Origin of the sequence: Streptococcus parasanguinis CC87K, from assembly GCF_000507765.1 — a bacterium.
Taxonomy (GTDB): Bacteria; Bacillota; Bacilli; order Lactobacillales; family Streptococcaceae; genus Streptococcus; species Streptococcus parasanguinis_J.
In genome coordinates, this window is sequence record NZ_KI669402.1 from 341208 (window position 1) to 353707 (window position 12500).

The following is a 12500-nucleotide window of genomic DNA, read 5'->3' on the forward strand; positions in this document are numbered from 1 at the left end:
AATTCTAACGAATTACCGATTTCTGTCCCACTCTCTTTTTCCATTATTCATCTCCTACATGATAGTAGATCGAGCCTTGTTCCCCAAAACTAGCGATACCAACACCAGACCATAAGCGGTTTTTAGAGGCATCTGATGTATCTTTAAAGACGACTTGTCCTTGATCATCGACCTGATCACCAATGGTCACTCCTGCAGGAATATACTCCAACAAGAAGCCTCCATCACGACCACCATAAATGCCTTCTGATGCTGTTCCATAATCTGTCAAAGAAGCTCCATAGCCCTCTAACTCTTGTGAGACCAACCCTTTGTCGTTAAAGACCAGCTTATTTCCTTTATCATCTTGCCAGACACCAGCAATACTGCTGTAGTCTCCATTGGCAATAGCTTCAAGATCCATTTTCTTCACTTCTTTTTTCTCTTCTTTTTTCTCTTCTTTTTTTTCTTTCTCCTTCACTTCCGAACTAGAAGCAGCCGTCTTTTTGACTTCAGAAGAGGCATTCGTTTGACTAGAGGAAGCGGTTGATTTTTTACTCGCTCCCTGTTGCGAACAAGCTACCAACAGGACCACGCTGAGAAGACTCACAAGAATTGCACCAACTTTTTTCATTTAAAATTCCCCATACATTTTTTAATTTAAAGCCCTTTCATTGTAACGTATTTTCAAGCATTTGACAAGCTTCACTCCCCATTTTTAATCAAAAAGAGACCGGGATAATCTGTACTGACCCCAAAAAGTTAGACAATTAATTTATCCAAAGGATTTAGTTCTGTATTGTACAGGACTGAGTCCTTTTAATTTTACCTTAATGCGTTTGTTGTTGTAATAATCAATATAGTCTACAATAGCTTGTTCCAATTGCTCAAGTGAGTGAAACGTCTTCTCATAACCATAAAACATCTCAGACTTAAGAATGCCAAAGAAGGACTCCATCATACCATTGTCTGGACTATTTCCCTTACGTGACATGGACGGTTGGATCCCTTTATCCTCTAAAAATTGATGATAATACTGATGTTGGTATTGCCAACCTTGGTCACTATGGAGAATGGTATTTTCGTAATGCTCCTCTGTGAAGGCCTGGTCTAACATAGCTTTCACTTGTTCTAAGTTTGGTGAAGTTGAGAGATTATAGGCGATAATTTCGCTATTAAAGCCATCTAAAACTGGTGATAAGTAGAGCTTTTGACTGCTCGCTGGAATGGCAAACTCTGTCACATCTGTGTAGCACTTTTCCATTGGTTTGGATGCTTCAAACTGGCGTTGAATAAGATTATCTGCTTTCTTGCCAACTTCTCCTAGATATGAAGAATACTTACGTTTAAGACGAATACGAGCTGTTAAACCAAGAATTTTCATCAGACGCTGCACCCTTTTGTGATTGACCGCACGACCACGATTTCTTAATTCAAGAGTAACTCTACGATAGCCGTAATTTCCCTTATGTTCATCATAAATGGCTTGTATTTCCACTTTGATAGCTTGATCTTTATCCACTTGATTCAGTTGCTTTAAGTGGTAATAATAGGTTGAACGAGCAAGTTTGATAATGTTTAGAAGGATATCTAAAGGAAACTCTGTTACCAATCCTTGAACAATTTCTGTTTTTCTTCTTGCTCCTTTTCGTCCCTCAATCTGAGTTCCCTCAACTTTTTTAGAATGGCATTCTCCGCTCTCAAATATTCTAATTCTTCCTGAAGTCGCTCTATCTCTGTCATCTCTTCGGGGTTCTTCTTTGGTTTACGTCCCATTTTAGGCGGTCTCCCTCTTGTTTTCTCAACAATAGTATACCCGTTTTTCTTATATTGTGCTATCCAATTAGGCAACATTCCAACACTTGGAAGAGCATAATCTAGAGATACCCTTATTTGTGAACGACCTTCAATCAGAACTTTATCAATGATCTCTTGTTTTAGTTCAGGTGAATAGTAACAATTCTTTCCTTTTTTGACGATTTCTATTCCATAACGATCAATCAATTTAATCATGTACTGAAGATTGGGAATTTTTATCCCAAATATATTTGAAAGCTCTTTGAAGCTTCTCCCTTGTTTTCTAAGTTCATAGACCTGAACTTTATCTTTATAAGTTAATTTCATAATAAAAACACCCCAAAAGTTAGATTTTTTCTGTCTAACTTTTGGGGTGCAGTTCAATCAGTCCTAGTCTCTCTTTTGATACAGCTCTCAATGAGCCAGCATTTCCTGTGCTACTTCTAAACCAGATAAGTTCGAAGGATAATACGTTGGCCAATTTTCCAACTCATCATAAAGCGCTTCTTGACTCTTTCCTCCATGGAAAATGTGGAAGTGGGCTGCCTTTACCGGAGTAATTTCATGGTCACTAAATTGAACATATTTGAAGTCTCCCGAATCGCTCTCCTTGGCTTCAAAGAGATAACGAACACCACGATTCCCCTTCTTATAAGTCAAAATGTGCTTACCTACGTATTTATAGGTATATTTCTTAGAAGATCCTTTTTGATAAAACTCCATTGAATCCTTATCAATCTTAATCCGATCAATATCTGTTTGGTAACCCTTGGTATAATATTCCTTATACTCAGCAGCCGTCATAGTTGGATTTAATTTTGCCTTATAATCAAATACCTGATCCAAAGTTCCATCTTGCAAGTATGGATAAACCGATTTCCAATCACCCGCATAATTTGCCAAACTACGATCCTTCACTTGACTATCCTCGAAATAGCCCTTTTGAACTGTCTTAGCGTCTTCCTCATGTTCCGGTTGAATATCCTTACCAGCTTGTGACGTTGTTTTCTCTAGCGCCTTCAGATTCTCCTTCATAACAGACACGTAGTCTTCGCCATCTTTCATTTCTTGATCCGTCAGGCTTTCCAAAGGATTTAAGACAGCCAACTCAACACCAGCTTCAGAAGACAAGGTTTTCGCCAAGGACTTAGAAGCATTTTCCTCAAAGTAAATGACCTTGATCTCATTTTTCTTGATATACTCTGTCAATTCACGCAATCGTGCAGCAGAAGGCTCGCTATCAGGTGAAATCCCTGAAATGGCCACCTGGTTTAAGCCATAATCCAAGGCCAAGTAACGGAAAGCCGCGTGTTGGGTTACAAAATTCTTTTGTTTCGCATCTTTCAAGCCATCCTGATAAGCTTGATCCAAGGCCTGTAATTTCTTTAGATAGGCTTGGGCATTTTTCTCAAACGTCTTTTTCTTATCTGGATAAGCTGCCACCAATTGATCACGAATCGACTCTACCATCTTCATGGCACGATGTGGAGAGAGCCAAAGGTGAGGATCATATTCATGATGGTGTTCTTCGCCACCTTCGTGTTCATGTTCCTCTTCCAATCCAGGAAGCAAGACCATGCCCTTGGTAGCATCGATCACTTTGGTTTTCTTATCCTTCATTGATTTCAAAAGATTTGGAACCCACGTTTCCATATTTTCATTTTCATAGACGAAAACATCCGAATCTTGAATCATAGCCCGCCCCTTAGCAGACAATTCATATTCATGAGGCTCTGATCCCGCTCCAATGAGCAGGTCTACCGTTCCTTCATCTCCGACAATATTTTTTGTAAAATCATAAACAGGATAAAAAGTGGTCATCACTTTTAATTTTCCATTTTGACTCTGACTTTTACCACAAGCAGTCAAGATAAGGGCAAAAGCCACCAACAACATTAAACCTATTTTTTTAAATTTCATATTTACTTCCTCAAACGTGATCCAAGATTCACAAGCAAGAACAGTGCCACAAACAAAAGCGTGATGCTGGCACTCGCCGGTGTATCTGCAATATAAGACAAAATCAACCCACTAAACATCCCGATAAAGCCAATGATGACCGCAATCAGCATGACCCCACGGAAGTTCTTCCCTAATTTCAGCGCAATACTAGCCGGTAAGACCATGATAGTTGAAACCAATAACGATCCTGCTGCAGGAATCATTAAGGCGATAGCAACCCCTGTCACCACATTAAATAAAATGGACATGGTCCGGACCGGAAGGCCATCTACGAAGGCCGTATCTTCATCAAAAGTCAAAATATACATAGGCCGCAAGAATAAGGCCGTCAGCACTAATACAACGAAAGCAATCACAAACAAGGCGATCACCTGTTCATCCGTAATGGTTAGGGTAGAACCAAACAAATACTGATCCAAGCTCATCGAGCTTTTCCCACCACCACGCATCAGTACTAAAGCTAGGGCAAGACCAGTGGACATTAAAATTGCCGTCCCGATCTCCATAAAGTCCTTAAATAAGGTCCGCAAATACTCAAGAAAGACCGCAGCAATAATGACAATGATCATAGTCGAGAGCGTCGGAGAGATCCCAAGAAAAAGTCCAAAAGCGACACCCGCAAGAGAGACGTGACTCAGCGTATCACTCATCAGACTCTGCCGTCTCAAAATCAAGAAAATCCCTAACACAGGAGAAAAAAGACTCATGGCAACCATAGCCAACAAGGCCCGCTGCATAAAATCATACTGGAATAAATCAAGCATGGTCACCCTCCCCTTCTGTATCATGGACGTTAAAACATCTCCAAGGAGAGCTCTGGTCACGAACCAAATGAATATTCCGATCCGCAAATTGGTTAACCTCTTCTGGATCGTGCGTAATCATCAAAACAGATTTTTGATGGTGATGCGCACTGTGATGCATCAACTCATAAAAATCACTCTTTGTCGTCGCATCCATCCCTGTTGTCGGTTCATCTAAAACAAAGATATCCGGATCAGAAGCAAACATCCGAGCAATGACGGCCCGCTGTTTCTGACCACCAGACAAAGAACCAATCGCCCGATCCTTGAACTCCAGCATCCCAACAGATTCTAAACTCTTCAGAATATGTTTTTCATCGTGCTCATTCAACTTTCGAAACCAGCCTTTACGAGGATACCGACCTGACTTCACAAATTCATAGACCGTACTGGGGAACCCAGCATTAAAACTAGCAATCTGTTGTGGCAAATAAGCAATCCTTAACTTCTTTCCCTTAACATTCGTCTTTGAAATCTCAACTGTCCCCACCTTGGGCTGTAAAATCCCAAGACTAGCCTTAATCAAGGTTGACTTAGCAGCACCATTTTCACCGGTCAAAGTCACAAACTCCCCACTATCTAAGTAGTAATTGATCCCTTCTAAAACCGGTTCCCGATCATAATAAAACGATAAATTCGAAACCGTAATATACCTCAAACTATAACTCCTCTTCCAATAGATCTAAAAACCGCGAAATGACCCCTTGCTCATTCTTTGTAAACTTCGACAAAACATCCTCATAAGTGTGAAGAGTATGCTGATGGTGGTGCTGATGCTCTAATGCAATAGGCTTACCAATCTCAGTTAAGCGATAATAGAGAACCCGAGCATCATTTTCATCTCGATAAGTCTCCAGCATGCCCTGACTTAATAAGGGCTTCACGGCCTTCGTGATAGCCGCCTGACTGACATTCAATTTCTTAGCTAAGACAGAATTGGTTAGAGCTTCATCAGCAACCAGCATCAAAATATGTTCCTGAGTGTTAGTTAATGAAACACCACTTGTACAAGAACCAACTAAAATCTCATGCTGATTTTCTGATAACAATAAAATAGAATTTAAAAATCGATCGATTTTATTTGCAACTTCAGACAAAATTGACTCCTTCTAATTCACTAAATGAAACTTTACCGGTTAATTATATCACAAAAAAGAAAAAATTAAAACAAAAAAAGGAGTAAAACTCCTTTATAATCTATACCGGCGGCCGGGGTCGAACCGGCACGTCCTTGCGGACACTGGATTTTGAGTTCCATAACTACATTTTTTAAATATTATAACCTTGATTTAATAGGGTTTTAAGACTTTTGAATCTTGCAAAATAGACTCATTTTTCAAATTTTAGTAATTTTTTGGTAACACTCCATAACTTATCTCCCAAGAGCATCATCAATACTTCCAGCATACTGAATGTTTTGTTTAGCGAGATCAATTTGAAAATCCGATAATTAAGGTAAGTGTTTTTTATTATTTTAACAAAAACAACTCTTTAGCCCAAGAATTTGATAATTCATTTTCTAACAAAACTTTTTCTTGCCATATACCAGAGTATTTTAACACTAAAAATATCGCAGATTTTTTATGGTGTGTAAGTGCGCCTTTCTATTTTTTATCAAGAACTTCTTAAAATAATTAGGCCGTATAACGGCCTAATTATTATCTAATAAGCATAATACACTCAAACTCTTTATTTCTAAAAGAATTATATAAATCAATGCTCACGAGAGTTCCATTTAAATGCAAAATTTGAAATAAAGATAAGTACAACTACCCAACAAATTAAAGCAAACACACTTGATTCAGATATTTGAAATTTTTCAAGTTTTATAAAATATTCTGTGTTAGCACCTATAAAAGAAAATCTCGTGATGTAACTCATAATTTTATTGCTCATATCAGATGAAAGCATAGGCAAAAAAGTAGCTATAATCAAGACAATCATACTAAATAATGTTGCATGAGTTTGGGTCTTAGAAAACAAACCTATAGATAAATTCAACAGAATAAATGCTAACGTAGTCAATACTACTACAACAAAATACGTTAGCCAATTTGGAATAGAGACTCCAAAAATTACAGGCATGAACAAAGCCGATAAAACAGAAAAAATAAAAGGGAATGAAATGACAGAAATTATATAATTATATTTTGTAACACCACTCAATATCAATGTTCTTAAATTCTTCTTCTCTTTTTCTTCAGAAATCATCATTGAGGTAAAAGAACCAGCTGTCATACTATAAATCAAACTAAGTCCCATGTTTAAAAAATACAATTCGCCATGAATCATAGGGATAGCTTGTAAAATAGCAAAATCAACAAACGGTGTAGCTACACATACAACTAACAAAACTCTATTGCTAATTAAGTATTCCCAACGTAACCATAAAAGTGTCATCAATCTATACATTTTTTGAATCCTCCGAAATCTTTATAAAAATATCCTCAAGCGTATTTTCTAAAGTATGCACACTAGCTACATCAGAACCACCCAAATATCTAGCAGCCTCTGCTTGAGACACCATTATCGAATCTCCATTTTTAAAACGAATAACAGCCTTATCTTGCTGACTATATTTATCTATGATTTCTTGAGGAGAACCATATTCTAATATATGACCTGAATTCAACAATGATATACGGTCACAAATTTTAGTAGCTTCACTCATATCATGAGTTGTTAAAAATATTGTTGTTCCCTCATTTTTTAAATTCAACAGAATATCATGTACTTTATTTGATAAAGCAGGGTCCAACCCAGATGTAGGTTCATCTAAAAAAAGAATTTTAGGATGATGCAAAATTGACCGAATAAGAAGCATACGCTGTTTCATACCAGTTGATAGTTTTTCTGCCTTCTTATCTTTATCTTCAAATAATTCCAGTTCCTTCAACAAAATATCAAGTTTATCTAAACTCACATTGTGATACTTAGCAAAGAATTGCAAGTTCTTATAAACTGTCATCTTTCCATAGAATCCAACAGTATCACTCATTATACCAATATTTAAAAAATCCGAAGGAAGTAACTGATTAGACTCTTTATTTAAAATATAAGCTTTTCCGCTATCCTGTGATAACTGTCCTGTCAAAATATTTATAGTCGTCGTTTTACCAGCACCAGAAGGACCTAGAAAACCAAAGATTTCCCCTTCCTTAATGTCAAACGAAATGTCCTCTAAAGCGATTTTATTGCCAAAACGCTTAGAAAGATTGTCCACTTTTATCATTTTGTTCTCCTTTTTTAACAAAAATACTTGAATCATTAGAAATAATATTAAAATATAAATACATTATAACTATGGAGGTGAATTACATGCTTGCTGCTGCTATCGCATACAACGTTACTAAAGTTGTCATCATTGCTGGTGTTGCTTATTATGTGTCTACTCACTAATAATCAAATGCTATAATAAAAAAGCTAAATGTAAAATCATTCAACAAAAATATACTCATCTTTACCTATTGAGATTTAATCTTATAAACCATCAATCTGCATTAAAATAATCATAAACCTCTTTAAAGAGAGTTTGCAATATTTCTTGCTCCTCTTCATCTAAATTATATTCAGAGACTAGCTCGTCCATATAGTCAAATGCAGTGAGATGATTTTTAATTCCATGCATGACAATAGCAAATTTCAGATCATTTAGTTCCGTTTTATTAAACTCTTTTAACTTCTTCATATCAATTCTAGTGATTGGATGAGGAATAACATCTAGAGTACTGTAAATCGTTTTTCCTAGTAAATAATCTGTCGTGGTATCAAATAATTTCGCTAATTTGACAACAGCTTCTAAATTAGGTTCTAAAGTTCCATTCTCCCAACGAGAATAAGTACCTTGTTGTACACCAATCATCTCAGAAACTTGTACCTGAGTTAACTTCTTACTCTTTCTCAGTTCCTTAAGACGATCTCCAAAAGAATCATTATTAAACATTGTACCCTCTTAAATATTCGATTTGGTATATTTTGGCTTGACAAAATATTCTAAACGGTATAAAATGGAATTATTCCATAAGGAATATTTATTTTAAGATTAAATATTCCATTGAGAATATTATAGCATAAAAGGAGGTAAAGGCGTATGTAACTAGTATGTGATTTAAAAATTTTTTATAAAGGAGGTAGCATTCAACAAATAAAAAAATCTTGAAACAAATGTGCCGTTCGTTCCAAGATCAAAACATATTATGTAACAATTATACCACAGAAAACTCTTCAGTTGCACAAGAAAATTTCGGAGGTTTCACAAAAAGATGACCAATAAAGAGTTAGTCAATCAAATTTCTGGCCTAAACTCTACCTCTACTCTTAAAAATTGGATCCAACTGATTAAAGAGATAAGTGGCAAGGAATTTAAGAAAATTAAAATTCCTATCAGTAGTAACCCAAGAACTCATCAATTAAGTTATACAGTTGCCTATGACTTTACAGACGAAGACCTTATACAATTTCAAAAGTTAGCTAAACTAAAACTTGAAATAGGTCTAAAAGAGGCTATACAAGCCGTATTTGGGAGTCTAGCAGACAATGAGCAAGAATCCCTTAACCAAGTAATAGATGAGCTCTACGATGAACTGAGCGCCTTAAAACAGGAATTTAAGCGAGAAATGCGACTGATAAAAATTGAAAATAGCAACCTAAAAAAGAAAATCCAAGATATTGAAGAGTCGATGCAAACCGGCTTACTAGGGTTTGTTAACAAGAGGTCAAAAAATAGGTTCGGCTAATAGCGAGTTTTCGGCTGAGCCAGGAGGCAGAAAGCCGAAAATGAGCGTAGATGCGGACGGACCATTTTTGACCGATAGGGTGTGTAGTAACACCACCCTCTGCAAGTTAGGTGTACCATCGAAAGAATTCAGTATTTCCAAGGGTTTCGGAGATTTTAAGGGTGGCAAAATTAGGCAAAAAGTTGAATCAAAATCTATGGCAAAAAATGAACATTTACGTTCTGTATTTGACTGGATTCAAATTCAGTTTGATAAGACTGAATTTTCGCCAAGAGAAATAATCGAAGACATTCTATTTCTTGATTATGACCTATTTATTGAGAATAAAGGAAGCCTTAAATACTATAACTATGATAGCCAGCTTCATCATGGGAATATCCGTATCTACTATGGAGCGAAAGAGTCGTCCTACATGCTTGTCATGTCAGGACAGGCACTCGAGTTCTTTAGAGATATGGTATTAGATCCAAATAGTCTGTCCGAAAGACAGTTTCTGAACAACCTCTACTACAATTACAATCAGTTTTCAGTAAGACGAATTGATATTGCAATAGATGATTTTAATGAAACACCCTATTTCACTCCTAATCAGCTTCTAAAGATTTGTCAGAAGAAACGCTTTATATATGGAAAAAGCACTTACTACAATACCTACGGAGATGAAACAATCGGCCAAACCTTATATTTGAGAAAACCCAATGATGATGAAAGACTTAGAATTTACGATAAACGCTTAGAACGAGCTGAGAAGCTCGGTATCAGCAAGCGTTTTATAGAAAATTGGATAAGAACTGAGTTAGAACTTAGGAAAGAAAAAGCTCACTACTTCATTCAAGAATGGTTGCATTCAGAAATAGATCTTCTCAACTTTACCAAGGGATATCTCAAAGAAAAAGTGAGGTTCTATAGTGATAGTCACTTCTCAAAACCTTTGAGATCTTGGGAAAAGTTTTTAGGTCACTCAAAACCTGTCTCTATCATTATTTCAAAACCAAAAACAGAACTAGAACAAAAATTAGAATGGTTTACCTATAAAGGTTCTGGAGCTATTCTAAAAGCGTATAAATTTCTATACGACAATAACTTACTGCATGAGTATGAGAAATCTAACTATCTCGCACTCAACAATATGGAATATCCACCAGATTTAGCAAGTGGATTAATAGAAAGGGCAATTCTCTTTAAAAGAGAAGATTTAATCCCTACAATCAAAGAAAATATCAAAAGGAGAAATTAATTATGGCAAAAATGCTTTCACAAAATGACTGGAATTTTAATAACATTGGAACAAAATTTGAATTGGATGAAGTTATTCCAAAATTTGAAACGGAAGTCCGAGCAGATGCAAACGGAGAAATTATTAAAAACCGAGATGGTAGCGAAAGACGTTTTAATACCGATAAAATCATCGGTTGGAAATACAATGTAACAATCAAGGATGGACAATTCAAAAAGAAATCAACCCAAGTCTCAGTAGATAATCCAGAAGCTTTAGTCGATAATGACTATATCCAAGCAATGGATCAAGTACCAGTCACATTTGACAATTTACAAGCCACTATGATTAGTTCAACGATGTATTACAAGGCGGATGCTATCCATTTAGTAGATGTAAAACAAAAATAAGTATAAGACAAGGGGAGTTAATCCTCCCCTTACTTAATCTAATTAGAAAAGGAGATAACATGATTAAAACTGTAACAAAAGATGACCTTATCGAACTTGGATTTGCTCCAGGAACTGCAAGAAAGATAATCCATACTGGCAAATTACTATTAGTGAATCGTGGTTTTAATATCTACGATAACAAACGGATTGGTACAATTCCAGCCAGTGTCGCTGAAGAACTACTAGGAATTGAACTTCAGAAAGAAGCATAATGAATGACTATTCGTAAAACTAAAAGTGGTAAATGGACCGTTGATGTTTCTAACGGTTTCCACCCAGTCACACAAAAAAGAATACGTATTATTCGTAAAGGATTAAAATCTAAAAAGGAAGCCCTAAAACTTGAACAACATATTAGAGTTGTAGAATTAAAAGAAAAACAATTTGACTTTGTAGTAACAACAGATATGTTATTCGACTTACTTGAAGAAGATGATCTAAAAAATGGCAGAAAAATAAGCTATACAAGTACACAAAGAAACAATTATGAGCGTCATATTAAGCCTTATTTTAAAGATACAAATTTAAATAAATTAACGTATGACCATATATTCGAATTTCGTGAATACCTAAAAACAAAACCTAAAAAACAAAATGAAAAGGAAACATTAAGTTATAATACAATTAATAAAATTCTAATTCTACTTAAAAAAATTTTTGATACTGGTATAAGAAAATCCCTCATTGATAAAAATCCTGTTGAGAATCTGAGAAAATTACCAATTAGGAAGCCTAATATCAAATTTTGGAGTATAGAAGAATTCACGAGATTTAGAGAACTTATTCGAGATGATGAAATAAGCTATGACCTGTTTTTCGTAATTGCTTTCTTTACTGGGATGAGAATGGGAGAAATCCTCGCATTAAACTGGAATGATATAAATCTTTTAACAAATACGATTTACGTTACCAAAACGGTATACTTTGTCAATAATACAAGCTACATTAATACAACAAAAACACGTTCAGGAACTAGAAATATTACAATAAATCAGAAATTAGTAGAAATGCTAAAAGATTGGAAAGTAAAACAAAAAGAAAAACTTGAGGAATTTACGAAAAATACTGAAGAACTACAAATAATACAGAGTACACCAATAACAATTACAAAAAATATGATTGATAAGAAGTTTAAGCAAATACTAGAAAGGGATAAAGATTTAAAGAAAATAAGAATTCATGATTTGAGACACTCTCACGCATCATTACTTATAAATCAAGGAGAAGACTATCTTGTTGTCAAAGAAAGATTAGGACACGCATCTATTACAACAACAATTGATACTTATTCTCATTTGTACCCTAGCAAACAGAAAACATTAGCTAATAAACTTGACGATTTATTTTAAAATGGAAAAAATTGGTAACTCGACATACTACAAAGAAAAAAAAGACAAGGTCCGAAAACCTTGTCTTTAATACTATACCGGCGGCCGGGGTCGAACCGGCACGTCCTTGCGGACACTGGATTTTGAGTCCAGCGCGTCTGCCAATTCCGCCACGCCGGCATAAATTTAACTGGGGTAGCTGGATTCGAACCAACGCATGAGGGAGT

14 protein-coding genes and 2 tRNA genes (1 of these 16 only partly in view) are annotated in these 12500 nt (G+C 35.7%); 5 read left to right on the top strand and 11 right to left on the bottom strand.

The genetic code is table 11. From position 1 onward, the window contains the following. Positions 1-43 precede the first annotated feature (43 nt). From HMPREF1195_RS08125 to HMPREF1195_RS08170, 9 genes are all read right to left on the bottom strand, one after another. Positions 44-613 (bottom strand): DUF6287 domain-containing protein, encoded by a 570-nt coding sequence (locus HMPREF1195_RS08125; RefSeq protein ID WP_023919723.1) that lies wholly within the window; start codon positions 611-613, stop codon positions 44-46. A 141-nt stretch (positions 614-754) separates the two neighbouring features. Then, positions 755-2103 (bottom strand): IS3 family transposase gene (locus HMPREF1195_RS10795; RefSeq protein ID WP_155246333.1). Its coding sequence is split into 2 segments (ribosomal slippage): positions 755-1638 and positions 1638-2103, totalling 1350 coding nucleotides; the frame shifts between segments, so codons are not numbered across the junction. An 87-nt stretch (positions 2104-2190) separates the two neighbouring features. Then, complete coding sequence (locus HMPREF1195_RS08140) at positions 2191-3696, bottom strand: zinc ABC transporter substrate-binding protein AdcA (protein ID WP_023919727.1); 1506 nt, start codon at positions 3694-3696, stop codon at positions 2191-2193. 2 nt (positions 3697-3698) lie between these two features. After that, positions 3699-4502, bottom strand: a complete 804-nt coding sequence (locus tag HMPREF1195_RS08145) for a metal ABC transporter permease (protein ID WP_003009676.1) — start codon at positions 4500-4502, stop codon at positions 3699-3701. After that, entirely contained in the window at positions 4495-5199 is a 705-nt protein-coding gene (locus tag HMPREF1195_RS08150; protein ID WP_003013743.1) for a metal ABC transporter ATP-binding protein, read from the bottom strand. Before HMPREF1195_RS08150 ends, HMPREF1195_RS08145 begins: the two co-directional genes overlap by 8 nt. A 1-nt stretch (position 5200) precedes the next feature. Next, a complete protein-coding gene (locus tag HMPREF1195_RS08155; RefSeq protein WP_003004547.1) occupies positions 5201-5638 on the bottom strand; it encodes a zinc-dependent MarR family transcriptional regulator in 438 nt (145 codons plus the stop codon). 616 nt (positions 5639-6254) lie between these two features. Continuing rightward, positions 6255-6953 (bottom strand): ABC transporter permease, encoded by a 699-nt coding sequence (locus HMPREF1195_RS08160; RefSeq protein WP_023919729.1) that lies wholly within the window; start codon positions 6951-6953, stop codon positions 6255-6257. After that, entirely contained in the window at positions 6946-7773 is an 828-nt protein-coding gene (locus tag HMPREF1195_RS08165; protein WP_023919731.1) for an ABC transporter ATP-binding protein, read from the bottom strand. The genes HMPREF1195_RS08160 and HMPREF1195_RS08165 overlap by 8 nt, the downstream gene beginning before the upstream one ends. Positions 7774-8031: 258 nt before the next feature. After that, a complete protein-coding gene (locus HMPREF1195_RS08170; RefSeq protein ID WP_023919733.1) occupies positions 8032-8484 on the bottom strand; it encodes a helix-turn-helix domain-containing protein in 453 nt (150 codons plus the stop codon). A 319-nt stretch (positions 8485-8803) separates the two neighbouring features. Here HMPREF1195_RS08170 and HMPREF1195_RS08175 point away from each other — a divergent pair, with 319 nt between their 5' ends. From HMPREF1195_RS08175 to HMPREF1195_RS08195, 5 genes are read left to right on the top strand one after another with little or no spacing between them, the layout of a single operon-like run. Further along, on the top strand, positions 8804-9277 hold the full coding sequence (locus HMPREF1195_RS08175) for a hypothetical protein (RefSeq protein ID WP_023919735.1): 474 nt from the start codon (positions 8804-8806) through the stop codon (positions 9275-9277). 40 nt (positions 9278-9317) lie between these two features. Beyond that, complete coding sequence (locus HMPREF1195_RS08180; RefSeq protein ID WP_023919737.1) at positions 9318-10514, top strand: replication initiation factor domain-containing protein; 1197 nt, start codon at positions 9318-9320, stop codon at positions 10512-10514. Positions 10515-10516: 2 nt separating this feature from the next. Beyond that, a complete protein-coding gene (locus HMPREF1195_RS08185) occupies positions 10517-10903 on the top strand; it encodes a hypothetical protein (protein ID WP_001096844.1) in 387 nt (128 codons plus the stop codon). 59 nt (positions 10904-10962) lie between these two features. Beyond that, on the top strand, positions 10963-11157 hold the full coding sequence (locus HMPREF1195_RS08190; protein WP_000598356.1) for a DUF3173 domain-containing protein: 195 nt from the start codon (positions 10963-10965) through the stop codon (positions 11155-11157). Between the two features lie 3 nt (positions 11158-11160). Next, the gene (locus HMPREF1195_RS08195; RefSeq protein WP_023919738.1) at positions 11161-12294 is read left to right on the top strand and encodes a tyrosine-type recombinase/integrase; all 1134 of its coding nucleotides are present in this window, start codon (positions 11161-11163) and stop codon (positions 12292-12294) included. A gap of 75 nt (positions 12295-12369) precedes the next feature. Here HMPREF1195_RS08195 and HMPREF1195_RS08200 read toward each other — a convergent pair. Together HMPREF1195_RS08200 and HMPREF1195_RS08205 are read right to left on the bottom strand one after the other, a co-directional pair. After that, a tRNA-Leu gene (locus HMPREF1195_RS08200) sits at positions 12370-12453 on the bottom strand. 10 nt (positions 12454-12463) lie between these two features. Further along, positions 12464-12500, bottom strand: a tRNA-Gln gene (locus HMPREF1195_RS08205); it runs 35 nt beyond the window's last position.